The sequence below is a fragment of the Streptomyces sp. UG1 genome, from assembly GCF_049974585.1.
GTDB lineage: Bacteria > Actinomycetota > Actinomycetes > Streptomycetales > Streptomycetaceae > Streptomyces.
Genome location: NZ_JBNGGG010000016.1, coordinates 161,448 through 187,226 on the forward strand (window position 1 = coordinate 161,448; position 25,779 = coordinate 187,226).

At 71.6% G+C, this 25,779-nt stretch carries 23 protein-coding genes and 2 pseudogenes; 12 read left to right on the forward strand and 13 right to left on the reverse strand.

Annotated features, from left to right (window positions below; genetic code table 11):
• Positions 1-8: 8 nt before the first annotated feature.
• Both ACP4J3_RS19800 and ACP4J3_RS19805 read left to right on the forward strand, forming a co-directional pair.
• Positions 9-1,220 (forward strand): CaiB/BaiF CoA transferase family protein, encoded by a 1,212-nt coding sequence (locus ACP4J3_RS19800; RefSeq protein ID WP_426536146.1) that lies wholly within the window; start codon positions 9-11, stop codon positions 1,218-1,220.
• A complete protein-coding gene (locus tag ACP4J3_RS19805) occupies positions 1,210-2,142 on the forward strand; it encodes an HpcH/HpaI aldolase/citrate lyase family protein (protein WP_426536148.1) in 933 nt (310 codons plus the stop codon). The genes ACP4J3_RS19800 and ACP4J3_RS19805 overlap by 11 nt, the downstream gene beginning before the upstream one ends.
• Here ACP4J3_RS19805 and ACP4J3_RS19810 read toward each other — a convergent pair.
• Positions 2,121-3,566, reverse strand: a complete 1,446-nt coding sequence (locus ACP4J3_RS19810) for a glyceraldehyde-3-phosphate dehydrogenase (protein WP_426536150.1) — start codon at positions 3,564-3,566, stop codon at positions 2,121-2,123. The two genes, ACP4J3_RS19805 and ACP4J3_RS19810, sit on opposite strands and share 22 nt — an antisense overlap.
• Before the next feature lie 136 nt (positions 3,567-3,702).
• On the opposite strand from ACP4J3_RS19810, the gene ACP4J3_RS19815 reads away from it, so the two are divergent.
• Both ACP4J3_RS19815 and ACP4J3_RS19820 read left to right on the forward strand, forming a co-directional pair.
• Positions 3,703-4,662: a LysR family transcriptional regulator gene (locus ACP4J3_RS19815; protein WP_426536152.1), complete on the forward strand. Its 960-nt coding sequence runs from the start codon at positions 3,703-3,705 to the stop codon at positions 4,660-4,662.
• A 139-nt stretch (positions 4,663-4,801) separates the two neighbouring features.
• Positions 4,802-6,766 carry a collagenase gene (locus ACP4J3_RS19820; RefSeq protein WP_426536154.1) on the forward strand — a complete coding sequence of 655 codons (1,965 nt, stop codon included), beginning with the start codon at positions 4,802-4,804 and terminating at the stop codon, positions 6,764-6,766.
• Here ACP4J3_RS19820 and ACP4J3_RS19825 read toward each other — a convergent pair.
• Together ACP4J3_RS19825 and ACP4J3_RS19830 are read right to left on the reverse strand one after the other, a co-directional pair.
• Positions 6,732-8,186 (reverse strand): FtsK/SpoIIIE domain-containing protein, encoded by a 1,455-nt coding sequence (locus ACP4J3_RS19825; protein WP_426536156.1) that lies wholly within the window; start codon positions 8,184-8,186, stop codon positions 6,732-6,734. The genes ACP4J3_RS19820 and ACP4J3_RS19825 overlap by 35 nt on opposite strands.
• 12 nt (positions 8,187-8,198) lie before the next feature.
• Positions 8,199-8,678, reverse strand: a complete 480-nt coding sequence (locus ACP4J3_RS19830) for a hypothetical protein (protein WP_426536158.1) — start codon at positions 8,676-8,678, stop codon at positions 8,199-8,201.
• Between the two features lie 52 nt (positions 8,679-8,730).
• On the opposite strand from ACP4J3_RS19830, the gene ACP4J3_RS19835 reads away from it, so the two are divergent.
• The gene (locus ACP4J3_RS19835; RefSeq protein WP_426536160.1) at positions 8,731-9,015 is read left to right on the forward strand and encodes a hypothetical protein; all 285 of its coding nucleotides are present in this window, start codon (positions 8,731-8,733) and stop codon (positions 9,013-9,015) included.
• A 1-nt stretch (position 9,016) separates the two neighbouring features.
• Here ACP4J3_RS19835 and ACP4J3_RS19840 read toward each other — a convergent pair whose 3' ends face one another.
• Complete coding sequence (locus tag ACP4J3_RS19840; RefSeq protein WP_426536162.1) at positions 9,017-9,976, reverse strand: LysR family transcriptional regulator; 960 nt, start codon at positions 9,974-9,976, stop codon at positions 9,017-9,019.
• A gap of 89 nt (positions 9,977-10,065) precedes the next feature.
• Here ACP4J3_RS19840 and ACP4J3_RS19845 point away from each other — a divergent pair, with 89 nt between their 5' ends.
• Positions 10,066-10,761, forward strand: a complete 696-nt coding sequence (locus ACP4J3_RS19845; protein WP_426536164.1) for a type 1 glutamine amidotransferase domain-containing protein — start codon at positions 10,066-10,068, stop codon at positions 10,759-10,761.
• A 21-nt stretch (positions 10,762-10,782) separates the two neighbouring features.
• On the opposite strand, the gene ACP4J3_RS19850 is transcribed toward ACP4J3_RS19845, so the two are convergent.
• Complete coding sequence (locus tag ACP4J3_RS19850) at positions 10,783-11,709, reverse strand: peptidoglycan-binding domain-containing protein (protein ID WP_426536166.1); 927 nt, start codon at positions 11,707-11,709, stop codon at positions 10,783-10,785.
• A gap of 131 nt (positions 11,710-11,840) precedes the next feature.
• Positions 11,841-13,169, reverse strand: coding sequence for a phosphoribosyltransferase family protein (locus ACP4J3_RS19855; RefSeq protein WP_426536168.1), 1,329 nt, complete (start codon positions 13,167-13,169; stop codon positions 11,841-11,843).
• A 122-nt stretch (positions 13,170-13,291) separates the two neighbouring features.
• Here ACP4J3_RS19855 and ACP4J3_RS19860 point away from each other — a divergent pair.
• The 3 genes and pseudogenes from ACP4J3_RS19860 to ACP4J3_RS19870 form a co-directional block, all read left to right on the forward strand.
• Positions 13,292-13,745, forward strand: a pseudogene (locus ACP4J3_RS19860) (Type 1 glutamine amidotransferase-like domain-containing protein); the annotation flags it as partial.
• A 137-nt stretch (positions 13,746-13,882) separates the two neighbouring features.
• Positions 13,883-15,124, forward strand: a complete 1,242-nt coding sequence (locus tag ACP4J3_RS19865; protein WP_426536170.1) for an acyl-CoA dehydrogenase family protein — start codon at positions 13,883-13,885, stop codon at positions 15,122-15,124.
• A 156-nt stretch (positions 15,125-15,280) separates the two neighbouring features.
• Positions 15,281-15,682: an SseB family protein gene (locus ACP4J3_RS19870; protein ID WP_426536172.1), complete on the forward strand. Its 402-nt coding sequence runs from the start codon at positions 15,281-15,283 to the stop codon at positions 15,680-15,682.
• A gap of 88 nt (positions 15,683-15,770) precedes the next feature.
• Here ACP4J3_RS19870 and ACP4J3_RS19875 read toward each other — a convergent pair whose 3' ends face one another.
• From ACP4J3_RS19875 to ACP4J3_RS19900, 6 genes are all read right to left on the reverse strand, one after another.
• On the reverse strand, positions 15,771-16,160 hold the full coding sequence (locus ACP4J3_RS19875) for a MarR family winged helix-turn-helix transcriptional regulator (RefSeq protein ID WP_426536174.1): 390 nt from the start codon (positions 16,158-16,160) through the stop codon (positions 15,771-15,773).
• Between the two features lie 87 nt (positions 16,161-16,247).
• Positions 16,248-16,598, reverse strand: coding sequence for a VOC family protein (locus ACP4J3_RS19880; protein WP_426536176.1), 351 nt, complete (start codon positions 16,596-16,598; stop codon positions 16,248-16,250).
• 122 nt (positions 16,599-16,720) lie between these two features.
• Entirely contained in the window at positions 16,721-17,752 is a 1,032-nt protein-coding gene (locus ACP4J3_RS19885; RefSeq protein WP_426536178.1) for a LacI family DNA-binding transcriptional regulator, read from the reverse strand.
• The gene (locus ACP4J3_RS19890; protein ID WP_426536180.1) at positions 17,749-18,657 is read right to left on the reverse strand and encodes a carbohydrate ABC transporter permease; all 909 of its coding nucleotides are present in this window, start codon (positions 18,655-18,657) and stop codon (positions 17,749-17,751) included. The genes ACP4J3_RS19885 and ACP4J3_RS19890 overlap by 4 nt, the downstream gene beginning before the upstream one ends.
• On the reverse strand, positions 18,657-19,577 hold the full coding sequence (locus tag ACP4J3_RS19895) for a carbohydrate ABC transporter permease (protein ID WP_426536182.1): 921 nt from the start codon (positions 19,575-19,577) through the stop codon (positions 18,657-18,659). Before ACP4J3_RS19895 ends, ACP4J3_RS19890 begins: the two co-directional genes overlap by 1 nt.
• Positions 19,574-20,902 (reverse strand): ABC transporter substrate-binding protein, encoded by a 1,329-nt coding sequence (locus ACP4J3_RS19900; protein ID WP_426536184.1) that lies wholly within the window; start codon positions 20,900-20,902, stop codon positions 19,574-19,576. The genes ACP4J3_RS19895 and ACP4J3_RS19900 overlap by 4 nt, the downstream gene beginning before the upstream one ends.
• A 184-nt stretch (positions 20,903-21,086) precedes the next feature.
• Here ACP4J3_RS19900 and ACP4J3_RS19905 point away from each other — a divergent pair, with 184 nt between their 5' ends.
• The 3 genes from ACP4J3_RS19905 to ACP4J3_RS19915 all read left to right on the forward strand — a co-directional run bounded on the left by ACP4J3_RS19905 (position 21,087) and on the right by ACP4J3_RS19915 (position 25,328).
• Positions 21,087-23,108 carry a beta-galactosidase gene (locus ACP4J3_RS19905; RefSeq protein ID WP_426536186.1) on the forward strand — a complete coding sequence of 674 codons (2,022 nt, stop codon included), beginning with the start codon at positions 21,087-21,089 and terminating at the stop codon, positions 23,106-23,108.
• A 126-nt stretch (positions 23,109-23,234) separates the two neighbouring features.
• Positions 23,235-24,794 (forward strand): glycoside hydrolase family 53 protein, encoded by a 1,560-nt coding sequence (locus tag ACP4J3_RS19910; RefSeq protein WP_426536188.1) that lies wholly within the window; start codon positions 23,235-23,237, stop codon positions 24,792-24,794.
• Positions 24,795-25,040: 246 nt separating this feature from the next.
• Positions 25,041-25,328: an ArsR/SmtB family transcription factor gene (locus tag ACP4J3_RS19915; RefSeq protein WP_426536191.1), complete on the forward strand. Its 288-nt coding sequence runs from the start codon at positions 25,041-25,043 to the stop codon at positions 25,326-25,328.
• Positions 25,329-25,340: 12 nt separating this feature from the next.
• On the opposite strand, the pseudogene ACP4J3_RS19920 reads toward ACP4J3_RS19915, so the two are convergent.
• Positions 25,341-25,622: pseudogene (locus ACP4J3_RS19920) on the reverse strand (SRPBCC family protein); the annotation flags it as partial.
• Positions 25,623-25,779 lie beyond the last annotated feature (157 nt).

Consider the following 25,779-nt stretch of genomic DNA (forward strand, 5'->3'; position numbering starts at 1 on the left):
TGATCCCCATGGACGACAGCGACGGCACACGACAGGGACAGTTGACGGGGCTGAAGGTGGTGGAGTTCGCCCATGTGGTCGCGGGCCCGCTGGCCGGCGCGATGCTCGCCGACCAGGGCGCGGACGTCGTGCACGTGGAGCCGCCCGGCACGGGGGACGCGGCCCGCCTGATGGGGCCCCGCCGCGACGGAGTGCCCCTGTGGTTCAAGGTCGCCGGGCGCAACAAGCGGTCCGTGACGCTGGACCTCCACCACGAGGAGGGGCGCGCGATAGCCCGGGAACTGGTCGCCTGGGCCGATGTGGTGATCGTGACCCTCAGGGCCGGGCGGCTGAAGGCCTGGGGCCTGGACTGGGACGCGGTCCACGCGGTCAACCCGCGCGCCATCCTCCTGCAGATCTCCGGCTTCGGCGCGACCTCGTCCCGGGCGGACGCCCCCGGCTTCGGCAAGATGGGCGAGGCCCGCAGCGGCGTCGTCCACCTCACCGGCTTCCCCGACGGCCCGCCCGTGCACACCGGCTTCTCCCACGGCGACGCGGTCACCGGCCTGATGGGCGCCTACGCCGTCCTCGCCGCCCTGCACCGCCGCGCCACCGACCCCGCCTTCGACGGCGAGTGGATCGACCTCGCCCTCTTCGAGCCGCTGTTCCGGCTGGTCGAGTGGCAGATCATCGCCTACGACCAGCTCGGCACCGTCCCCGAACGCGCGGGCAACCAACTGGCCGTCGCCCCGGCCGCGGTGATCAACACCTACCGCACCGCCGACGGCGACTGGCTGACGGTCACCTCCGCCACCCTGCGCTCCGTCCGCAACGTGGCCCGGCTGCTCGGGCTGCCGGAGGAGGAGTTCGCCACCGCCGAGCAGCAGCACGCGGGCCGGACCCGCCTGGACGACGGCCTGCGCGCCTGGATCGCCGAGCGCCCGGCCGAGGCGTGCCTGAAGGCCTTCGAGGACGCCGAGGTGGTGGCGTCCCGGGTCTTCACGGCGGCGGACATCGTCCAGGACCCGGTCTACGCCGAACGCGAGGACATCGTCACCGTCGACGACCCCGACCTCGGACCGGTGCGCATGCAGTCCGTGATCCCGCACTTCCGGCGCGTCCCGGGTGCGGTGTGGCGCACCGGCCCGTCACTCGGGGCGGACAACGACCTGGTGTACGGGCAGTGGCTGGGCATCGGCGAGGAGCGGCGCGCGGGACTGGAGGAGCGGGGTGTCATCTGAACGCGAGGGCGGCAGGGCACCCCTGCGCTCCCTGCTCTTCGTCCCCGGCAACCGGACCGAATGGCTGGCCAAGGCCCGGGCGGCGGGCGCCGACGCGGCGATCCTCGACCTGGAGGACGCGGTCCCGCAGCCGGAGAAGCCCACGGCGCGACAGGCCGTGGCGAAGGCTGTGGCCGAGGCGCACGGCCCGATGCGCCTCCTCGCGCGCGTCAACTCACTGGAGGCATCGGCCGGTTGGACAGGCGTCGACGACCTGCGCGCCGTGGCCCGCCCCGGGCTGTACGGCATCGTCCTGCCCAAAGTGCGCTGCGCCGACGACGTACGCCTGGCCGACCGGCTGCTGAGCTGGTGCGAGCGCGAACAGGGCCTTCCGGAGGGGCACTTCGCGCTCGTACCTCTCCTCGAAACGGCCCGGGCACTGCGCGAGGCCTACGACATCGCCCGCGCCGCCCGCCGCATCGCCCACCTCGGCGCGCTCACCGCGCCGGGCGGCGACGTCGAGCGCGCCGTCGGATACCGCTGGACCCCCGAGGGCACCGAGACCCGGGAACTGCGCGCCCGCGTACTGCTGGACGCGCGCGCCGCGAACCGCCCGTATCCCGCCACCGGCCTGTGGGCCGACGTCGCCGACCTCACGGGACTGCGGCACTTCGCGAAGCAGAACCGTGCGCTGGGCTACGAGGGGATGATGGTGATCCACCCGTCCCATGTACCCGTCGTCAACGAGGTGTTCGCGCCGAGCGCGGACGAACTGCGTCGCTACGAGGCCCTTGTGGCCGCGGTGTCGGAGGCCCAGGCGCGTGGCGCGGGCGCCGTCCTCTTCGAGGGGCGGATGGTCGACGAGGCGATGGCGGCGACCGCCCGGCACGCGCTCGCGCGGCACCGGGCGGCCGGACGGGATCAGACCGCCGGGGCCGGGTAGGTCGGGTACTCCACCCCGGAGACGTGCTGGACGACCCGGATCACCTGGCAGGAGTAGCCGAACTCGTTGTCGTACCAGAGGTAGAGGATCGCGTTGTCGCCCTCCACCTTCAGCGCGCCGGCGTCCACGATCGAGGCGTGCCGCGAGCCGATGAAGTCGCTGGAGACCGCGTCGGGCGCCGTGATGAAGTCGATCTGGCGACGCAGCGGCGAGGTCAGCGACACCTCGCGCAGGTGGTCGAGGACCTCCTCGCGGGTCGTCTCGCGCTTCAGCTGGAGGTTGAGGATGGCGATCGAGACGTCCGGGACCGGGACACGGATCGAGCTGCCGGTGATCCGCGCCTTCAGGTCGGGCAGCGCCTTGGCGACGGCCGAGGCGGCGCCGGTCTCGGTGATGACCATGTTCAGCGGCGCGGAACGGCCACGGCGCTCGGACTTGTGGTAGTTGTCCAGCAGGTTCTGGTCGTTGGTGAACGAGTGGACGGTCTCCACGTGCCCGCGCTCCACGCCGTACTCGTCCTCCATCGCCTTCAGCGGCGGGACGATCGCGTTGGTGGTGCAGGACGCGCAGGACAGGATCTGCTCGTCCGGCTTGAGGGTGTCGTGGTTGACGCCGTGCACGATGTTCGGGACGTCGCCCTTGCCCGGCGCGGTCAGCACGACCTTGTCGATGCCGGGGCGCAGGTGCTGGGACAGGCCCTCGCGGTCGCGCCACTTGCCGGTGTTGTCGATCAGGATGGCGTTCTTGATGCCGTACGCGGTGTAGTCGACCTCGCTCGGGTCGTTCGCGTAGATCACCTTGATCGCGTTGCCGTTGGCGATGATCGTGCTGTTCGCCTCGTCGACGGTGATCGTGCCCTGGAACTGGCCGTGGATGGAGTCCCGGCGCAGCAGCGAGGCCCGCTTGACGATGTCCTGCTCGCCGCCGCCCCGCACGACGATGGCCCGCAGCCGCAGGCCGTTGCCCGAACCGGCCTTCTCGATCAGCAGCCGGGCCACGAGCCGGCCGATGCGGCCGAAGCCGTACAGGACGACGTCACGTCCCTCGCCGCGCTCGATCTTGTTGGCGCCGGTGGCACCCGCGACGGCCTCGGCGGTGAACGCCTCCACCGTCAGACCCCGGTCGTCGGCCTTGTACGTCGCGGCCAGCATGCCGATGTCGATCTGCGACGGGCCGAGGTCGAGCTCGGTGAGGGCCCGCACGAACGGCAGCGTCTCGGTGACCGAGAGCTCCTCACCGGCGATCTGCCGGGCGAAGCGGTGGGTCTTGAGGATGCTGACCACCGACTTGTTCACCAGGGAGCGGCTGTGGAGGAGGACGGTGACGTCCCTCTCCCGGTGCAGCTTCCCGATGAGCGGGATCATCGACTCCGCGATCTCCTCGCGGGTCTTCCAGTTGGTGAACGAGTCGTCGTTGACAGTCACGGGCCTATCTTTCGAGCTAGGTGGCGCTCATATGCTAACCGCAGGGTGCGACGGGCGTTCAAAGGGGGGCCTGTGTGGGGTGGGATGCCGGATTCTGTAGTGACTGGCACGAAATGCCGGAATAGGAGTATTACGGGTGGAGCTTGAGCTGCGGCATCTGCGGGTGCTGTGTGCGATCGCCGATGCGGGGAGCGTGGGCCGGGCCGCGTCGGACCTCGGGTACTCGCAACCCGCCGTGAGCACCCAACTCCGGCGTATCGAGGGGCACTTCGATGAGCCGCTGTTCGAGCGCGGGCCGAGCGGGGTGCGGCCGACGCCGTACGGCGTCGAGGTGGTCGCCCAGGCCCGTGACGTCCTGGCCCGTGCCGCCGCGATCGGCCGCCGTCGGGCAGCCGGCTCGGCGTCGGCGCGGGTGGCCCTGCGGGTGGCGGCGACGAACTCCCCGATGCTGGCTGGCATGGTCTCGGGGGTCCGGGCCCGGCTCCCGGACGTCTCGCTCTCCGTGAGCAGCGTGTACGCCTCCTCGCGCATCGTCGAGCTCCTGGAGGACGGCGCGCTGGACGCCGCGATCGCCGCGGACTACCCCGGAAGGGAGCTGGCGCACCCGGAGGGGATCGGGCATCGCGGGATCGTCACCGAGCCGAACTTCGTGGCCCTGCCGTCTCGCCACCCGCTCGCACGCCGCGCTCAGATCTCCCTCGCCGAGCTGGCCGAGGAGGCGTGGTTCCTGACACCGGACGACGGCGCCGGATGGCCCGGCGTCTTCTACATGGCCTGCGCGGCGGCCGGCTTCACGCCGACGACGGTGCACGAATTCCTGGGCGACCGGCAGCAGTTGCAGGGGATGATCGCCGACGGCCTCGGCGTGGCCGTCGTCCAGGCGACGACACGGCCCATCCCGCAGGTGGTCATCAAACCCCTGGCCGGTACGCCGCTGTGGTGCCGCTACGTGCTTGCCTGGCGGCGTGACACGGTGACCGAGCAGACGGCCGACGCGCTGCACCAGTGCGCCACCGCCGCCTATCGCCAACTCGCGGCCCAGTCCCCGCATTTGAAGGCCTGGGCGGCGCGCACCTGGAGCGTGTCGAAGGCGTAGTAGCCGGCGCCGGGCGTTATGGCTCGTCCGCGCAAGGTGCTATGTCACACACCATTGTTGAGGCGCCTGGGCGTTGAGACAGTGCCTCACACGCCTCGGTACCCCCACTCGGAGGCGCATCCACCCTGGAGGAATCCAGATGCGCTACGGCTTCGTGCTGCCCAGACGCATGACATCCGCCCTCGCCGCCTGCGTCACCCTCTCCGCCCTGCTGGCGACCCCGGCACTCGCGGCAACTCCGACCAGGACCGCCCCCGCCGCGGTCACGCCCGGCACGACGACGACACCCCCACCACCGACCGGCCCGACCCTCAACACCACCGCCCGTCCCGCCGTACAGGACCGGCCGCTCACCCCGGTCCACCTCCCGCCCCTGACACCGACGCGCCTCCCGACCCGCCCCGGCACGGAGCCCGGCCTTCAGGCAGCCCCCTGCACTCCCGGCGACTTCGGAAGCAGGACCGGCGCCGCACTCGTCGCGTTCGTCAAGGCCTCGACCACCGGCTGCGTCAACACCCTCTTCGGGGTCACCGGCGCGGACGCGCGCGCCGTCTTCCGTGAGTCCCAGATGGTCACGATCGCCCAGGAGTTCACCCGCACGGCAGCCGCCTACAACGGCGACAACTCCGCCGGCGTGTGGCAACTCGTCCTGTTCCTGCGGGCCGGCTACTACGTGCAGTTCAACAACCCCGAAGACGTGGGCCCGTACGGCAAGGTCCTGGCCGCACACACCACCCGCGGCTTGGACACCTTCTTCGCCCGCCCGCGCTCCGGGGACGTCACCGCCGCCAACGGCGACGTGCTCGGCGAGGTCGTCATCCTCACCGACAGCGCCGACCAGCAGGCCCGGTATCTCCGGGTCTACCAGCGGATCCTGAAGGGCTACGACAGCTCCTACGACGCCGTCCTCAGCATGCTGGCGGCCGTCAACGCGGTCCACACCCCGCTCTGGCGCGGCAACTGGAACCCGCGGTACGTGAGGGCGGTCACCGCCGACCCTTCCGTCGTCGCCACCCTGCACACCTTCGCGCTCGACCACCTCGACCTGCTGGGCACCGACCGCGCCTACCTCACCTCCAACGCCGGGATGAACCTGGCCCGTTACGTCGAGCACCCGGCGCTGCGCACCACCGTGCGCCCCAAGGCCAGGCACCTGCTGGACAGCACCCGGATCACCGGCCCCACGGCCGGACTGTGGGTGGCCGTGGCGACGCAGGCCGACTCCTACGACCGTGCCAACTGCGCCTACTACGGCGTCTGCGACCTGGCCGGCCAACTGACCCGGGCCGCCCTACCCATCACCCACGCCTGCGACGCCACCCGCACCATCCGGGCCCAGTCCCTCACCTCGGCCGACCTCGACGCGGCGTGCGCCAGCGTGCTCGGCCAGGACGCCTACGTCCACGACCTCGTCAAGGACGACGGCCCCATACCCGGGCAGTACCTGTCGACGCTCGACCTGGCCGTCTTCGCGAGCGCTCAGGACTACCGGACGTACGCCGGGGCGATCTTCGGCATCAGCACGGACAACGGCGGCATGACCGTGATCGACGACCCGACGGACCCCGCCAACAAGCCGTTCGCGGTCATGTACCGGAAGAGCCAGGACACCGGGCACGCCGCCCGGATATGGAACCTCAACCACGAGTACACGCACTACCTCGACGCCCGTTACAACATGAAGGGCGACTTCGCCCAGCAGACCTCGGTGCCGGACGTGTGGTGGATCGAGGGCGTGGCCGAGTACGTCTCCTATGGCTACCGCCGCATCACTTACGACCGGGCCGTCACCGAGGCGGGCAGGCACACCTACCGGCTGAGCACCCTGTTCCAGAACACGTACACCAACAGCGACGTGACCCGCATCTACGCATGGGGCTATCTCGCCGTGCGCTACATGTTCGAGAGGCACCCGGCCGACATCCACCGCATGCTCGCCCGCTTCCGCGTCGGCAACTACGCGGGCGGCTACGCCGTCTACACCGACGACATCGGCACCCGCTACGACGCCGACTTCGACGAGTGGCTGACGGCGTGTGCCGCCGGCGCCTGTGCGGCGGCGCCGGCCGTCAGTCGAGGGCCGTCTCGGGAATCTGCACGTTGATCAGCTCCCCGGAGCGCGGGTCGACGGTCAGGCCCCGGCCCGGTCTGCGGTTGCGCAACTGGGCCTGGGTCAGCCGGACGCCCAGGATGTCGCCCTCCATCACGTTCTGAGGGTCGAGGAGCACGCCCCGGCGGTGCCGCTTCAGGGCACTGAGCCAGCCCATGGCACCCGCCATCGTCTCCCCGGTGACACCGGCGGCCACGCCCACGGCGCGGTCCCGGCCGGACTCGACCAGGGCCCGCAGGTCCTGGTCGATCTCCGGCAGGATCAGCAGGTCGGCGTCGTCGACGAGGACCACGCGGGGTTCGCCGCCGGTGCCCAGGGCGGTGGCGAGCTCCTGCGCCGTGGAGGACTGCGCGGTGAGCAGCCGCACCCCCGGATGACCGTTCAGCGCCCGCAGCGGCGACTCCCGTGGTGTCAGGACGACGAGCCGGGTGCCGGACGCGAGCAGCGAGACCGCCAGGCTCGCCAGCGTGGTGCTGCGGCCGGAACCGGGCGGACCGGCGACCACGAACGCCGGCGAGGAGCCCGCGAAGTCCACCCCGACCGGTGCGACGTCGTCGCCCAGCCCCAGCAGACCCCACAGGGGCCGGCGCAGTTCCGCCGGCACCTTCTCGTACGCCGCCGTGAACTCCACCTTGGCCGGCAGGGTGCCGATCCGCACGGGCCGCCGGGCGGCGGGCAGCCCGGCATCGCGGCGGGTCGCCTCGGCGCCGATCGCGCGCAGCGCCTCCGCCTGCTCCTGACCACTCGCGCCGGGCGCGAGCAACGCCACCTGGATCTCGGTCCCGTCGGAGGTCCAGCCCTGGCCGGGGCTGATCACGTCCGGCAGATCGCGGGGGCGCACTCCCACGACGTGGTAGTCGGTGCGGTCGTTCAGCCGCAGCAGCAGCTTGTTGTCGTTGAGGGCGGTGGCACGTCCGGCCAGCAGGGCTCGCTCGGACGTGGCGACGACGTGCAGACCCGCGGCGGCGCCCTCCCCGAGCAGCCGGTTCACCTGGTCCGTCTGCCGGCCGCCGTTGTGCTCGGCGATGAGGTCCACGAGTGCGTCCCAGCCGTCGACGAGCAGCAGGACGTGCGCCGGGCGGGAGGAAGCGGGCACGACCTCCCGCAGTTCCGTGAGGTTCGCCGCGTGATGCCGGGTCAGCAGCTCCTGGCGGCGGTGCAGTTCGCCGTCGAGCCGGGCGAGAAGCCGTTCCAGCCGCTCGGTGTCGCCGCGCGGCACGACCGCGCCGCAGTGCGGCAGCACGCCCATGGCGGACAGGGCGCCGCCCGCGAAGTCGATGCCGTACAGATGGACGTCCGCGGCGGTGTTGGCGCGGGCGAGTGCGCCTGCCATGGTCCGCAGCACCTGGGACCGCCCGGAGCGGGGGATGCCGACGACATACAGGTGGCCGAAGGCGGCGAGGTCCAGCCGCACCGGTTCCTGCGCCTAGGCACCGGGCAGGTCCGACAGGGCCCACGGCACCGCGGCCGGGCGGGCGTCACCGGTCTGCTCGGGCTGCGGCAGCTCGTCGATCAGCACGGACCGGCCCAGCGGGGGCAGCCAGGGGCTGGGCTGCGGGGCGCGGCCGGTGAGTTCCGCGGCCTCGCGCAGGGCGTCGACGAGGGCGTTGAGGTCGGTGAGGGAGTCGTTGTCCGTGGTGGGAGCGCTGGGCTCCGCCTCGGTGACCGGTACGCCGACGGCGCGGCCGAGTCGCTGCCACGGCAGCTCGGTACTCCAGATCCGGGGCGCCTCCGCCTCGGTGGCGCGCTGCGGCTGCCGGACCGGTGTCGCTCCCGGACGGGTCGCTCCGCAGTACGCGGTCGGGAACGGTACGACCGTGCCGTGCCCGAGGCGGGCCAGGGCCCGGCCGGGGGTGGTCGGAGAGACGAGTTGCCGGCTGCACGCCTCGCAGGCTGCCCCGAGCAACTCGGTGCCGCCGGAGGGCCTTCGTCCGGCACGCCGAGGGCACGCACCGGCTGTGACAGCAGCCGCTGCCGCGGCGGGCGCGGGCACCGCACCGTACTCTCACAGCACCCCCTGGGCGTCTTCGCGGGCCTGCCCCCCCGGGGGGCGGGCGGCCCGGCTCGCCGAGACCCTGGACGCGCTGCTGATGCCCTGGAGGCGTACCGCTCCCGAGGTCGCCCAGGCGCTGGGCATCCATCCGCAGTTGGAGAGCCTGTTCGGCGACCGGCTCGGCGACCCGCGGTTCGCTTCGAGGCGCTGCTGGCGCTGCGCACCCATGCGCTGGGCCGGCACCGGGTGAGTCACCATTCGCGGGCGATCTCCAGGAGGTGGTCGCGGACCAGGGGGACATGGGGGTTGCCGGAGGAGCCCGGGCGCTGGACGAGGAAGCCGGTGTTGATGGGCGGGTCGTCCGGGTCGTGCAGCAGGACCAGCGCACCCGAGGCCAGTTCGGCCGCGCACAGGTAGCGGGGGAGCACGCTGAACCCCGTGCCGCCCGCCACCGCGGCCTTGACCGCGTTCAGATCGGGCATGGTCACCGCCGGGTGGCGCACCAGCCGCCTGCCGAAGACATGACGCCAGTAGCGGCGCACGATCGGCACGTCCTCGGCGTAGGCGACCAGCGGCACGCCGTGCAGCGCGGCGGGGCCGTCGGCCGCGATCCGCGCCGGACCGCCGCTGCGCTCCGCCCAGGCAGGGGCCGTGACCAGCACGAACTCCTCGTCCGCCAACGGCACCGCGGCCAGGGCGCGACCGCGCGGCCGGTAGGTCGACAGCACCAGGTCGTAGCGGCCGGCCCGCAGCTCCTCCAGAAGCGGCTCGGTCAGGCCGGGCGTGATGCGCAGCCGTACGCCCCGGTCGACCAGCGGCGCGAGGGCGGGCATGACGCGATGGGTCAGCAACTCGGCGGGACCGGCCAGATGCACCGGGTCCGCGGGGTGGACGTCGGCGGAGCCGCCCGGCCCCGTGACGGTGGCGAGCGCGTCCAGCGGCTCGACGATCCGGGCGGCGAGCTCGTCCGCGTGGGGTGCGGGGGCGACGCCGCGCGCCAGCCGCTGGAACAGCTCCCGGTCGAGCTGTCGCTCCAGCGTGCGGATCTGCGTGGTGACCGTCGGCTGCGACAGGCCCAGCAGCCGGGCGGCGGCGGTGAAGGAGCCGGTGCGGTACACCGCGAGGAACGTGCGCAGCAGATTCAGGTCCACCGGCGCCGCACCGCCGAGCCGGTCCGTGGCCACCTCCTCATTGGAATCCCTATGTCTCATATGAATGAGCCTATTGGATTCCAATGGCACATCGCGCGTACGGTCGGGACGTCGGGATACGGCAAACCCCTTACGAAAGAGCCCCCCTCATGTCGAAGATCCTTTTCGTGATGACCGGCGCCGACCACTGGACGCTGGCCGACGGCAGCAAGCACCCCACCGGCTTCTGGGCCGAGGAGGCCGCCGCCCCGTACGAGGCGTTCAAGGCCGCCGGTCACGAGGTCGTCGTGGCCACGCCGGGCGGTGTCGTGCCGCCCGTCGACAAGGGCAGCCTCGCGGCCGGCGCCAACGGCGGTCAGGAGAACGCCGACCGGATCGCCGCCGTGCTCGAGGCGATGACGGAGCTGCGTGAGCCGGTCCGGCTGGCGGAGGTGGACCTCGACGACTACGACGCCGTGTTCTACCCGGGCGGTCACGGCCCGATGGAGGACCTCGCGGTCGACGCCGACTCCGGCAGGCTGCTGACCCTCGCCCTGAACTCCGGCAAGCCGCTGGGCGTCGTCTGCCACGGCCCGGCCGCCCTGCTCGCCGCCACCGGGGCCGACGGCGCCAACAGCTTCGCCGGCTACCGGGTGGCCGCGTTCACCAACACCGAGGAGACCCTGGGCGGCCTCGCGGAGAAGGCCGAGTGGCTGCTCCAGGACCGGCTGACCGAGGCCGGCGTGCGGGTCGAGGTGGGCGAGCCGTGGGTGCCGAACGTCGTCGTCGACCGCAACCTGGTCACCGGCCAGAACCCCGCCTCCTCCGCCCCGCTCGCCGTCGAGCTGCTGAAGAAGCTGGGCTGAACCGGCGAGAGGGCCGCACGGTCACGGCTCGGAGGTCTCGGACTCCAGCGAGGCGCGGGTCGGTCTGCCGTAGACGCCCGACTCGTCGCTGAGGATGACGCGGGTGAGCTGGTAGGTGCCGACCGCGCTCTCGACCCGGCGGTCGTACTCGCCGTCGGCGTCCGCGGAGTAGAGGCCGATCTGGCGCAGGCGGAGCTGGAGTTCGGTGACCTCCGGTCCCCGGTCGCCGCGGCGCAGCACCGGGGGTTCTCCCTCCGCGTCGCTCGGCTCGGGGGCGGTGCTGGTGGTGGCGCCCGCGCTGGACGGGGGCGCGGTGGGAGCGGTGGTCGGGGTGGCGGCGGAGGTGCTCGGTGTGGGGGAGCTGTCGTCAGGGGTCGTACCGGGCGAGGGTGTCCCGGTCGGGGACGGCGACGCGGAGACCGTGCCGGAGGACTGCCCCTCCGGGGCGGTGCCGTCCTCGCTCGAAGTGTCCGGGACGGGTGCCCGTACGTCGTCGGCGACCGCCCCGCCACGTGAAGGGCTGTCGTAGGTGAACAGCCCGCCCAGGTAGGCGCCCGTCAGCAGGGCGGCCAAGGTGACGCCCGCTCCGGTGATCAGAAGGGCGCGGCGCCTGCGCCGGGGGATGACGTCGGCGTCCGCGTCGGGCAGGGGCGTCTCGCCGGGCGCCGAATGCCCGGAGGGCGGGAGGGTGGGTATGGCGTCCGTGTCCGCCAAGTCCCCTGATTCCTGGGGCACTTCGTCCCCGTCCCGGTCCGCCCCGGGCTCGTCACCGAGTTCGACGAACGGCCGGATCCGTACCGGATCGAAGTCCTCCGCCGCCGCCCGCTCCGCAGCACGCGCGTCGCGACGGGCGTCGGAGGCGCGGCGGGCGCAGGAACAGTCGGGGGTTCCGTCGGACGCCCGGGGCGTGCCGCACTCCGGGCAGACGGGGCCGTTCGGTTCGCTCACGTGGGGATCCCTCTCCATGAAGGATCCAGAGTTTAGACATAAGTTCAACACTCAACCTCCGCCGCTCCGCAGGTTGACGGAACCAGCTCTTCCGGCTGTCCGAAACCAGCCGCACGGACCGGATCGCGACCTCAGGCCGACCGGCGCGGCGGCGCCCCCGCGGTGGGTCGGCCGAGGTGGGCGGTGAACCAGTCGCGGGCCAGTTCGGCGACCGTGGTCAACGTGCCGGGTTCCTCGAAGAGATGGGTGGCGCCCGGGACGACGGCCATCCGGTGCTCGCAGTGCATCCGGTCGGCGGCCAGGCGGTTGAGGCTGAGCACCTGGGTGTCACGGCTGCCGACGATGAGCAGCGTCGGGGCCCGTACATGGGTCAGCGCCGCCGGAGTGGCGAGATCGGGGCGCCCGCCCCGGCAGACGACCGAGATGATGCCGGAGCCGGACAGCGCGGCCGCCTCCAGCGCGGCGGCGGCTCCGGTGCTCGCCCCGAAGTAGGCCACGGGCAGGCTCGTTTCCCGCCGCAGCCACACGGCCGCGGAGTGCAGGCGCCGGGCCAGCAGCAGGATGTCGAAGACGTTGTGCCGGTCGTGCGCCTCGTCGTCGGTGAGCAGGTCCAGCAGCAGGGTGGCCAGGCCCGCGCGGTTGAGGGCCGTGGCGACGTACCGGTTGCGCGGGCTGTGCCGGCCGCTGCCGCTGCCGTGTGCGAAGGCCACGACCGCCGGCGCGCCGTCCGGCACCACCAGACGGGCGCCGAGTTCGGCCCCGACGGCCGGGAGCAGCACCTCGCGGTTCGGCGGCGGCTCGGGCCCGGAGGGGGAGCGTGGCGCGTGGCGGGCGGCGTCGGCGAGCAGGGCCGTGACCTCGGCGTCCTCGGTCTGGGTGAAGTCCCGGTACCAGGCGCCCACCGAGCCCAGTGCCTGCTGGGGCCGCGGACACACGACCTCGTCGGCGACCCGCCGCAGCCGGTCGATGCTGTGGACCGGCCCGACGGGCACGGCCAGCACGATCCGCGTCGCTCCTTGCCCCCGTACGACCCGGCAGGCCGCCTCGGCCGTGGCGCCGGTGGCGAGTCCGTCGTCCACCACGACGGCCGTGCGCCCGGCGACCGGCAGCGCGGGCCGCCCGTGCCGGTAACCGCGCACCCGCCTCTCCAGCTCGGCCCGCTCGGCCTCCTCCACGGTCTCCTGCTCGGCGGCGTCCAGCGCGGCGTCGCTGATCACGTCCCGGTTGAGGACCCGCACCCCGTGCTCGCCGATCGCCCCGAAGGCCAGCTCCGGCTGCCAGGGCACGCCCAGCTTGCGCACCACCAGCACATCCAGCGGGGCACCCAGATGCCGGGCCACCTCCGCCGCGACCGGCATCCCGCCGCGCGGCAGGCCCAGCACCACCACGTCCTGACCGCGCAGCCCGTCCAGCCCCTCGGCCAGCAGCCGCCCGGCCGCCCTGCGGTCGTCGTAACGCATATGCCGCCTCCCGCGCCCATCAGGGCGGGAGCCTGTCCCTTCCATCTCAGGCTACGACGGTTCGCCCGCCGCGGAGACGCGACTCGGGCCGAACTCGATTGCGCACGCGGCCCGGGCCCGCCGTGGTTCCCGACACCACCCCACGAAGGAGGCGCACCGGTGCCCGACGTTCCCCACCCCGCCTGGCACTCCTCGGCGGGGGCTTCTCCACCGACGATGACGGCCTGCTCGACGACTGGCTCCTGTCACACGCCCCCACTCCCCGCCCCAGGATCTGCTTCCTGCCCGCCGCGAGCGGAGACGCCCCCGCCTACACCGAGAGGTTCCAGGCCGCCTTCCGCACCCGCCCCTCCTGCACGCCCTCCGTCCTGCCGCTGTTCCGGCGGGACCTCGACGACGAGGCGCTGCGTGCGTTCCTGCTCGCTCAGGACGTCGTCCATGTGGGCGGCGGCAACACCGCGAACATTCTCGCCGTGTGGCGCGTACACGGACTGCTGGGCCGAGGCCTCGCACACCGACTCCTTCGGACCACTGACGACCCTGCCGGACGGCCTGGCGCTGCTGGCCGGGTCGGTCTGAGCCGACGCCACCCCCGCGGCCCCGGCACTTGGCGATATCCGGTCGGTACCCCGGACCGGTTGCCGTGTTCAATCACCCGTATCGCGTCATGCATCACGCCACGCAACGGACGGCCCCACACGCCAGGAGGCATCGTGATCGACGCTCCCGAGCCCGGACTGACCGAACGCGACATCGTCGAACGGGCCGCGCACCTGCGGCCCGTGCTGCTCGAACGCCAGCCGGAGACGGAACGGCTGACGCACTACCCCAAAGACACCCACGACGACTTCCTGCGGGCCGGCTTCTACCGCATGCTCCAGCCGCGCCGGTACGGCGGCTACGAGTTCGGCCTGCCCACGTTCTACCGCGTGGTCACCGAGATCGCCCGCGGCTGCCCTTCCACCGGCTGGGCCCTGTCGCTCACCGCCGCCCACGTCCTGCAGGTCGCGTCGGTCTTCGAGGAGCGGGCACAGGACGAGATCTTCGGCGCCGACGGCGACTTCCGGGCCGCGTCCACGGTCGCGCCCATCGGCGTCGCCCAACCCGACGGCGACGGCCATGTCGTCCTCGACGGCACCTGGCCGTACTCCTCGGGCGCCCCCTACTCCACCCACTACGTCGGCCAGACCCTGCGCGCCCCCGACCGGCCGGGTGCCCCGCCGGGACCGCCGGTGCTGTTCGTCGTCCCGCGCTCGAAGTGGACCGTGCTCGACGACTGGCACGGCGTCCTCGGCCTGCGCGGCAGCGGCTCCAACAGCATTCACATGGAACAGGCCCGCATCCCCGCGTACCTCACCCGCGAGGCGAGCCTGCTCGACCTGCCCGTCGAGGGCGGCAGCGTCGGCTCCGAACTGCACGGCAACCCCCTGTACGCCGGCCGGGCGCCGAGCTTCTTCCACGGCGAACTGGCCGCCATCATGGTCGGCACCGCCTACGCCGCCGCCGACGAGTACGCCCGCGCGATCGCCGCCCGCCCCCTCGTGCTCGAACCCGACCGCACCCGCGGCGACCTCCACGACTACCAGCGGCATCTGGGCGAGGCCCTCGGCGTGATCCACATGGCCGAGGCCGCGCTGCGGCGCACCGCCGAGGAGTGGATGGAGACCTGCCACCGCAACGCCACCGGCGGCGCCCCCTTCACGATCGCCGAGGACAACCGGCTCGCCCTGATGTTCCTGAACGCCGGCCGCATGACCTGGGACGTCCTGCAGGGCACCCTCTTCCGCACGGCCGGCTCCCGGCACGCCCGCGACGGCGAGCGGATGCAGCGCTACTTCCGGGACGCGGCGACGTACTGGACCCACGTGGGCCCCAGCATGGCCGAGCCGCTTGCCCGCCGGGTCGGCTGCGACCGCCTCGGGCTTCCGTCCGAGCACATTCCGCTGATCCCGTGACCTGCGGACAACTAATGCCCCGGCCTCCCGACCCTGTGGACAGCCATAGGAATGCTCCAGTCCGGATCGGGTACGTGAGCAGGGCCGCGCCGGGGCCGGCACCCCGCGATCATGCCCCGGACGGACCGCACTACCGCCGCTAACAGGGGAACCGCCATGGACACACCCGCGAACGACTACACCGCCACACCGGCCCGGCGGGCGCTGGACGCGCTGGCCGACAACACCGAGGACAGCGCGGCGCTGGACACGCTCGCGAGCAGCGATGTCCTCGTCCCCGTGCCCGACGACGTGGGCGAGGCGGACGCCACCGACCCCGGGGCCGTGGCACTTCCGGTCATCGAGCGGCCGGGCGGTGAGCCGGTCGTCCCGGTGTTCACCTCCGAGCCCGCGATGGCCGAGCTGCTGCCCTACGTCTCCCGCTACCGCCTGGTCCCGCTGGGCGCACTCGCCTCCCAGTGGCCGGCCGAGGACCTGGCGCTCACCATAGACGCCGGCTCCGAGCACCCTCTGACCCTGACCTCGGAGGGGGTACGGACTCTGCTGGCGCGACCCTAGCGCCCGAAGACCGCACGCCCCGAGGGGGATGAGCGGCCGCACGGACGGACGCCGCTCGTCCCCCTCGCAGATCCCACCGGCACCGCCATCAGCCGCTCAGCATGCGCGCCAGCGCCTCGCGCTGCAGCGGCAGGACCTCGGCGTGCAGGTCACGCCCCTTGCGGGTGAGGGTGACGTACACGCCGCGCCGGTCCTCCGCGCACACGGAACGTTCCACCAGGCCGTCCTTCTCCAGCCGGGCGATGAGCCGGGACAGCGCGCTCTGGCTGAGATGGACCCGGCCGACGAGGTTCTGCACCCGGCACTGCGCGCCCTCCTCGGGCGTCGCCGACACGAGGATGTCGAGCACCTCGAAGTCGCTCGCACCCAGACCGTGCGGATGCAGGACGCGGTCGATCTCGCACATGGTGCGCGCGTGCACCGACAGGATGTCCCGCCACCGTTCCTCGAGCGCCGCGTCGGCCGTTTTCGCTGCCATATCCGCACGGTAGCACCGTTTCGGCCATTTGTTGCCCGTGCAACTAGTGCGCGCGCAAACGATGGGTGCCGGCGAGGCGGTCGGGGCTCAGCCGGTCGGGTCCTGGAGCAGCCCGAGGAGGTTGCCGTCGGCGTCCTTCACGGAGGCGATCAGCCGGCCGCCACCGACGTCGTGCACGTCCTGCAGCGACTCGGCGCCCGCCTGAAGCAGGGCCGCGCGGGTCGCCCGGATGTCGGCCACGTGCCAGTAGGGCACCGGGCCGGTCATGCCCTTGGCGTGTCCGTTGGGGTCCAGACCGACGTCCTGTCCGGCGTCCTTGTAGCCGACGTAGTACGGCTCGTCCGCGTACGGCTCCGTGCCCAGCAGGGCGCCGAACAGGGCCTTCGCCCGGTCGAGGTCCTTGACGGGGTAGATGATCGTGCTGACTCCGGCGGTCATGACGTCCTCCTGACGTGGTCTGCGCCGACGGTTGTCGTCGGTGGTTTCACGCTAGGACGGGGGAGCGGCGGGCGGCTTCTCGATTCCTGACCGGTCGCGGCCCGCTCACTCCCCTCCCGCCGTCACGTCGAATGGCGCTTCACCAGCTCCGTCGGCAGGATCACCGCCGCCGGGTCCTCCCCGCCGATCTGCGCGAGCAGCAGCCGCACCATCTCGGAGCTGATGCGGTCGTAGGGCTGGTGGATCGTGGTGAGGGCGGGCTTGGCCTCGACCGCCGCGGCCGAGTCGTCGAAGCCGCCCACCGCGACGTCCTCGGGCACCCGGCGCCCCGCCCGGTGCAGCGCGGCCAGGGCGCCCTGTGCCATCAGGTCGGAGGCCACGAACAGCGCGTCCAGGTCCGGGGCCCGCGCCAGCAGCCGCTCGGCGCCCGCCTCGCCGCTGGCCCGGCTGTAGTCGCCGGAGACGATAAGCCGCTCGTCGATCTCGACGCCCGCCTCCGTGAGCACCTCCTTGTACCCGGCGAGCCGGTCGACCCCGCCCGGCGTGTCCAGCGGGCCGCTCACCACGCCGATCCGGCGGCGGCCCAGCGACAGCAGATGGCGCACCATGTCACGGGCGCCGTCCCGGTCGTCCGCCGCCACATAGCTCACCTTGGAGCCGGGCCCCATGGGCTTGCCGCACTGCACGAGGGGCACACCGGCCTCGCGCAGCTCCTCGGCGACCCGGTCCCCGGAGTGGCTGGAGACCAGCAGCACGCCGTCGACATGACCGGCGGTGATGTACCGCGTTATGCGCCGCCGCTCGTCCTTCGTGCCCGCCAGCATCAGCAGCAGCGGGATGTCGTGCGCGGCGAGCGCCTGCGTGCAGCCGCTCAGCAGGACGTTGAAGTTGGGGTCCTCGAAGAACCCCTCCTGCGGCTCGGTCAGCAGGAAGCCGACCGAGTCCGAACGCCCCGTGATCAGCGAGCGGGCATGCCGGTTGACGACGTAACCGGTCTTGCGGATCGCCGCGTTGACCGCCTCCTGGGCGGCCGGGCTGACGTAGTGCCCGCCGTTGAGCACGCGCGAGACGGTGCCCCGTGAGACTCCGGCCTCGCGCGCCACGTCGTGGATCGTCGGCGGTCTGCGTCGGCCCCCCGTGTTGCTCATGGTCATGACTTTACGGCCCCGGAGAGCAGATCCAGACTCCAGAACCGCTGGATGACCAGGAACAGCGCCACCAGCGGGAGCACCGCGAGGAACGCGCCGGTGATCACCAGCGTGTACAGCGCCGGGGTGTTGGCACCCTGTTCGAGGAGCGTGAACAGGCCGAGCGTGATCGGGAACTTCTCGTCGTCGCTGAGCATGATGTACGGCAGCAGGAAGTTGTTCCAGATCGCCACGAACTGGAACAGGAAGACCGTCACCATGCCGGGCACCATCATCGGCAGCGCCACCCGGATGAAGATCCGCCACTCGCTCGCCCCGTCCATCCGCCCGGCCTCGACCACATCGGCGGGGACGGCCGCACTCGCGTAGATCCGCGAGAGATAGACGCCGTACGGCGACAGGATCTGCGGCAGCAGCACGGCCAGGTACGAGTCCGTCAGGTCGGCCTTCGCCAGCAGCAGGTACTGCGGGACGGCGAGGATGACCGGCGGCATCAGCACGCCCGCCAGCAGCACGTTGAAGATCGCCTCGCGGCCCGGGAAGCGGTAGGTGGCCAGCGCGTAGCCGCTGAACGCCGAGACGACGGTCGACAGCAGGGCGCCGAGACCGGCGTACAGGGCGGAGTTGCCCATCCACCGCCAGTACACGCCGTCGCGGTAGGCGCTCAGGTCGGAGAAGTTGTCGGCGAAGCCGGTGCCCGGCAGGAAGGTGAACGTGGAGAACAGCTCACTGCCGGACTTCGTCGCCGCGATCACAACCCACGCGACGGGCAGCAGGCAGTAGAGCGCGCCGAGCAGCAGCGTGACCGTCGGGATCAGCGCGATCCGGCGGCGCAGCGGCGGGCGGCTCGGTGCGGTGCCGGGCGTGACGCCCGCAGCGGTGTCGGCCTTGCCGACGGCAAGGGAGCTCATCACGCTGCCTCCTGCTTGTTGCGACGGTTCGCGGCCCGCAGGAATCCGAAGGACAGCAGCAGCGTGACCAGGGCGATGATCGTGGCCTGAGCGGCCGCCGCGTAGATGTCGCCCTTGCCGAAGGCGTCCTGGTACACCTTCATCAGCGGACTCCAGGTCGTGGACACGGAGTTGGTGAGCGGCTTCAGGGTGGTCGGCTCGTTGAACACCTGGAGCGTGGCGATGATCGAGAAAAAGAAGGTCAGCACCAGCGAGGGCGCCACCATCGGGATCTTGATCCGCAGCGCGATCTGCAGCGCAGTGGCGCCGTCCAGCTTCGCCGCCTCGTACACCTCGGCCGGAATGGCCTGGAGCGAGGTGTAGATGACGATCATGTTGAAGCCGGTGCCGCCCCACACAGCGATATTGGAGAGGGCGAGATACAGCGGACCGCCGTCCAGCAGATCCGGCTGCGGCAGGCCCAGCCTCTCCAGCACGAAGTAGAACGGGCTGACGTCCGGCAGGTACAGAAAGCCCCACAGCAACGCGGCCACGACGCCAGGGATGGCGTACGGCAGGAAGATCGCGAGCCGGGTGAAGGGAGTGAGCCGCACCCTGTCGGAGTCCAGCATCAGCGCGAACAGCAGGGCCAGGCCCAGCATCACCGGCACCACGATGCAGCCGTAACCGAGCACGCGCAGCGCCCCGTTGACCAGTTCGCTGTCGGTGAGGGCGTCCGTGTAGTTCTCCAGGCCGGCCCAGACCTCCTTGCGGGCACCGGAGCCGAGGCCGAGCCCGGAGACCTTCACCTTGCGGAAGCTGAGCCAGACCGCGTAGCCGATGGGCAGGGCGAAGAACAGCAGAAAGAGGATTGATGCAGGGAGGAGGAAGGCATACGGGGCCCCCTTCACCCCGTACGCCTTCCGGCTTGCGCTGGTCACTCGGAGACCTCGAAGCCCTGCTTCTCGAGGTCGGCGACCGTGTCGTCCTGCATGGTCCTCAGCGCGGCGGCGAAGTCCGACTTGTCCTTGGCGGCCTTGCCGAAGGCGTCCTTGAAGGTCGTGTAGGCGACGTTCACGTTCGGGCCCCAGGCGGACGGGGCGGTGGTCTTCGCGATCTCGGCGGCCTTGGTGTAGAAGTCCGACTGGTTCGAGAAGTAGTCCGGCGGGGTGGCGAAGGCGCCGCTGGTCTGGGCGTTCGTGGCGGCCGGGTAGATGCCGCCCTCCTTGGCCAGCGCCTGGAGCGCGGCGTCGTCGGTGTTCAGCCAGGCCGCGAACTTCGCGGCGGCCGCCTTGTGCCCCGAGTCGGTGGTGACGGCGGTGGAGGAGCCGCCCCAGCTTCCGGTGACGTTCTGCGACTCGGACCACTGGGGGAGCGGGGCCATGGCCCACTTGCCCTTGGTGTCGGGCGCGGCCGTGGTCAGCGTGCCCGGGGCCCACACGGCGGAGACCCAGGCGATCTGCTTGCCGGTGTTCAGCGCCTTGTTCCAGGCCGGCGTGTACATCGGCTGGTTGTCGATGGCGCCCTCCTCGACGAGGCCGCCCCAGAACTCGGCCACCTTCTGCGAGGCGGCGTCATCGATGCCGACCTTCCACTTCTCGCCGGAGGCCGTCCACCACTTGGCGCCGGCCTGCTGGGCGAGGCCCGCGAAGAGGCCGGAGTCATTGGCGGAGAACGTGGTCAGGTCCGTGTCCGGGGCCTTCTTCTTCAGCGTCCGGGCCGTCTCGGCGAACTCCTCCCAGGTGGCCGGGACCGACAGGCCGTACTTCTTGAACAGGTCCTCGCGGTAGTAGAACATCATCGGCCCGATGTCCTGCGGGACCGCGTACACCGCGTCCGTGCCCAGCGTGGTCTGCTGCCAGACGCCGTCGGCGAACTTGCCCTTGGCGTCGCCGACCTCGCCCGCTATGTCCGCGACCGCGTCATTGCTGACCAGCGTCGGCAGCGCCTGGTACTCGGCCTGGACCAGATCCGGGGCCTTGCCGGCCTTGTGCGCGGTGAGGATCTTGGTGACCAGCGTGTCGCCGGACGCCTGCTTCTTCACCGTGACCGTGATCCGTTCCTTCTTGCCCGGACCCTTGTTCCACAGGTCGACGACCTTGTCCATGCCGGGCGTCCAGGTCCAGTACGTCAGCGAGACGGGGCCGGACTCGGCCTCGCCGTCGTCCTCGGAGCCGCACGCGGCGAGGGCGGTGGCCCCGAGGGCGACGGCGACGGACACAGCAACACTTCTGACAAAGGGCCGCCGGCGCTTCGTGATGGGCATGGATCTCTCCCCTGACCTGGGGTCTCCGCCCGTTGCGAAGACCTGCCATGCTTCTGTGAGCGTTCACAGTAGAGAAACAACTCGGACACTTGTCAATGGTTGTTGCTGTGCGGTTATGTTGGGCTCGCGCCGCAGATCGAGTGTGTGCACGTTCCCAAATGATCGACTCAAACGGGAGAGATCCATGCCGGAGACCACCCCCAGGGGCCTGACCGGGCTCGCCTTCGGTGGGGACTACAACCCCGAGCAGTGGCCGGAAGACGTCTGGCGGGAGGACGTCCGGCTGATGCGCGAGGCCGGCGTCACGATGGTGAGTGTCGGGATCTTCTCCTGGGCCCTGCTGGAGCCCTCACCCGGCCGGTACGACTTCGGCTGGATGGACCGCGTCCTCGACCTGCTGCACGGGCACGGCATCCGCGTCGACCTGGGCACCCCCACCGTGTGCCCGCCGGTGTGGTTCTACCGCGCCCACCCCGAGGCCCTGCCCGTCACGGCGGAGGGCGTGCGCCACGAGTTCGGCTCCCGCGCCGCGATCTGCCACAGCAGCGCCGACTACCGTGCGGCCGCCGCGTCGATCACCACCAAGCTCGCCGAACGCTACGGCGACCACCCGGCCCTCGCGATGTGGCACGTGCACAACGAGTACGGCGTCCCCGTCTCGGCCTGCTACTGCGATTCCTGCGCCGCCCACTTCCGCCGCTGGCTGGAGTCGACGTACGGGACGGTCGAGGCGGTCAACGCGGCCTGGGGCACGGCCTTCTGGGGCCAGCGCTACAGCGACTTCGAGCAGATCAACCCGCCGCGCACGACCCCGACCTCGGTCAACCCGTCCCAGGCACTGGACTACAAGCGGTTCGCCGACGCCACCATGCGCGAGAACTTCCGTAGGGAACGGGACATCCTGCACCGCCTCTCGCCCGGCGTCCCGGTCACCACCAACTTCATGACGGCCCTGAGCCAGTGCGACTCCGTCGACTACTGGGCCTGGGGCCGTGAGGTCGACATCGTCACCAACGACCACTACCTGATCACCGACGGCCGCCGCACCCACGTCAACCTCGCGATGGCCGCCGACCTCACCCGCTCGGTGGCCGGGGGAGCACCCTGGATCCTCCTGGAGCACTCCACCTCGGGCGTCAACTGGCAGCCCCGCAACCCCGCCAAGGCCCCCGGCCAGATGGCCCGCAACTCCCTCGGCCATGTCGCACGCGGCTCCGAGGGCGCCCTGTTCTTCCAGTGGCGCCAGTCCCGGCGCGGCGCCGAGAAGTTCCACTCGGCGATGGTCCCGCACGGCGGCACGGACACGCGCGTGTGGCGCGAGGTCGTCGAACTCGGAGCCTGCCTCGACTCGTTGAGCGCCCTGCGCGGCACCCGGACCCAGGCGGACGTGGCGATGCTGTGGGACTGGCACTCCTGGTGGGCGCAGAACCTCGACTGGCGCCCCAGCGAGGACCACGACCCGCGCGAGCGCGCCGACGCCTTCTACGAGGTGCTCTACGACCGCCATCTCACGGTCGACTTCGCCCACCCGGAAGCCGACTTGTCGGCCTATCCCCTTGTCGTCGTACCGGCCCTGTACCTGATGACGGAGGCGTCCGGCCGCAACCTGCGCCGGTACGTCGAGAACGGCGGCACCCTCGTCGTGTCGTACTTCTCCGGCATCGTCGACGAGCACGACGCCGTGCACGAGGGCGCGTACCCGGGACCGCTGCGGGACGTTCTCGGTCTGACGATCGAGGAGTTCTCGCCGCTGCTTCAGGACCAGTCGGTGCGCATCACCGGTCCCGACGGCTCCGAGCTCGGCGGCGACGTGTGGACGGAGTTCGTCGTTCCGCGCGGCGCCGAGACCGTCTGGACGTACGCCGACGGCCTGACCGCCGGCCACCCGGCCGTCACCCGGCACCGCCTGGGCGAGGGCACCGCCTGGTACGTCTCCACCCGCCTGGGCGCCGAGGGCCTAGGCGCGCTGCTGGGCTGGGCGATCGAGGACGCCCAGGTCGCACCGCGTGTCGACCTTCCCCAGGACGTCGAGGTCGTGCACCGCGCCGGCGAGTCGGGCAGCTTCCTGTTCGCCATCAATCACACCGCCTCCGACGCCAAGGTGCCGCTGGTGGCGCCCGGCACCGAGCTGCTGACCGGTGAACGTGCCGCGGGCCGCCTGGAGGTCCCCGCGGGAGCCGTCCGGGTCGTACGACTCGACGGCTGAGCCGACCCCCCTTCGCCCGCGTGTGCCGCGAGCCGCGGGCGGAGGGGCTTCTCACCGCCGCGGTCCTTCACCGCGGCGACGAGACACACCCCCCATCCCCATACGTCGAAGGGACGACGGACGACGATGTTCCATCCCAGACGCACCCTCAAAGCCCTGCTGATACCGCTCACCGCCGGACTCGCCCTCACCGCCCTGCCCGCGCCGACCGCCTCGGCGGCCGACACGCTCACCAACGGCGGCTTCGAGTCCGACGGCGCCGGCGCGGCCACGCCGGCCGGCTGGTCGGAGTACGGCTCGACCGCCGCCTCCTTCTCGGAGTCCGGTGGCCGCAGCGGGAGTTACCGGCTGAGCCACTGGGCGTCCTCCGCCTACAAGGTGGAGACGTACCAGTACCTGTCCGGGCTGACCAACGGCAACCACAAGCTCACCGCGTGGGTGCGCTCCGGCGGCGGCCAGAACTCGGCGTACATAGCGCTGAAGAACTGCGGAGGTGCCGAGCAGCGCACCGACATCCCCGTCTCGGCGAGCGGCTGGATCCGTATCGTCGTGCCGGTCAATGTGACCAACAACCAGTGCACGATCAGCATCAACAGTGACGCGAACGCGGGCAACTGGATCAATGTGGACGACCTGACCTTCGCGTCCGGCACGTCCGGCACGTCGATCCACGGCGCCGACATCTCCTCCCTCGCCAAGAGCGAGGCCAAGGGCGGCGTCTACAAGACCGCCTCCGGAAGCAACGGCGACGCGGTCACCATCCTGAAGAACGCCGGCATGAACTACGCGCGCCTGAAGGTCTGGGTCAACCCGGCCGACGGCTACAACAACAAGACGCGCGTCCTCGCCATGGCCAAGCGCGTCAAGGCGGCCGGCATGAAGCTGCTGGTCGACTTCCACTACTCGGACACCTGGGCGGACCCGGGCGCGCAGGCCAAGCCGGCCGCCTGGTCCGGTCACTCGTACAGTCAACTCAAGACCGATGTGTACAACCACACGTACGACGTGTTGAACGCGTTGAAGGCTCAAGGCACCACGGCCGACATGGTCCAGGTGGGCAATGAGATCAACGGCGGCATGCTGTGGAACGAGGGCTCCACGAGCAACTGGTCACAGCTCGCCGGTCTGCTCAACTCCGGCTACGACGCGGTCAAGGCGGTCAACTCGGCCACCACGGTCGCCCTGCACCTCGCCAAGGGCGGCGACCTGTCCGGTACCCGCTGGTGGTTCGACAGCGCGGTCGCGCACGGCGTGAGGTTCGACGCGATCGGCCTGTCGTACTACGGCTACTGGCACGGCTCGCTCCACGACTTCCAGACGACCCTGGACGACGCGGCCGCCCGCTACGGCAAGCCGGTCTTCGTCGCCGAGACGGCGTACCCGTTCCGGCTGGACAGCGACGACTCGCACGAGGAGATCATCAACACCACCGGCGAACTGGTGGCCGGCTACCCGGCGAACACGGCCGGGCAGCGCCGGTGGATGAACGACGTGACGAGCATCGTGGAGGCCGTACCGAACGGCCGTGGCCTCGGCGTCTTCTACTGGGAGGCGACCTGGACCGCCGTCACGGGCAACGGCTGGGACCCGACCGACGCCTCCTCCGGCAACGGCTGGGAGAACCAGGCCCTGTTCGGCTACGACGACAAGGCGCTCTCGTCGATGGCGTGGTTCAGCCACCGGTGAGGCCATGAGTCCGTGCGTCCGTGAGCCCACGCCCTTGTGGCTCCGCGGCTCGGTGGCTCCGTGACTGCATGGCGAAAGGGCCTGGCTGCATCCCTGCGGCCGGGCCCTCTCGTCTGCCGCGACAACCGCCCTGTGTCGTACGGCCGTTCGGTACCGGACAAGCCGCGAAGAGTCGCGTACACGGCGGTCCCGGCTGCGGGACAGTGGGAGAGCGCCCCACGACACGGCCGGACGGAGGGGGACGAGATGCTGAGGACTCCCGCCGGACGGCGGCGGCTGGACATCCTGGAATGGCTGAAGGACCCGGTCACGCACTTCCCGGACCAGGGGCAGGCCGACCCGGTCGAGGACGGCGTCACCGCGGACGCCGTCGCCGCGAAGCTCGGCCTGCCGCTCGAGGCCGCCGAGACCCACCTCGAACTCCTCGTGAACATCGGCCTGCTGCGCACCAAGCGGATCGGGCGGAGCGTGCACTACCGGCGGGACGAGATGCGGATCGCCGAGGTGGCGCGGATGTTCGAGAAGGGCTGGTAGCCCCGGTACGGCAACTGTCCGCATGGCGATGCGGGCCGCCCCGAAGGGATCCGCCTTCGTCTCCAGCTCCAGGCGCCGCCCTGGTTCGCAGATGCGGACGACGACGCCGTCGTCGAGGGACAGCGGACCGACCCCGACCCGGACCCGAAGCCGGGCGCCCACGTCCGGCCAGTCCGGGTCCACCGCGAGGACCTGCCGGGTTCCCGTGACCCACTCCCCGTAGCGACGGCCGTCGGACAGCAGGCCCCAGGCCTCGGACGGCGAGCTCAGGATCAGACGGCGGTTGCGGGCCAAGCCGACCACGCTCCTTCCGGCGGACGAAGCCTCGGCTGCTCGGCGGGCTCTGCGACAGTAGCCGCGCGCCGCACGCCGGGCATCCGCAGCGGGGGCGGCAGGACGGCCGACGGGAGGGTTACCCTGTTGACCGGCCGCGATCACCCTCGCGGCGCGG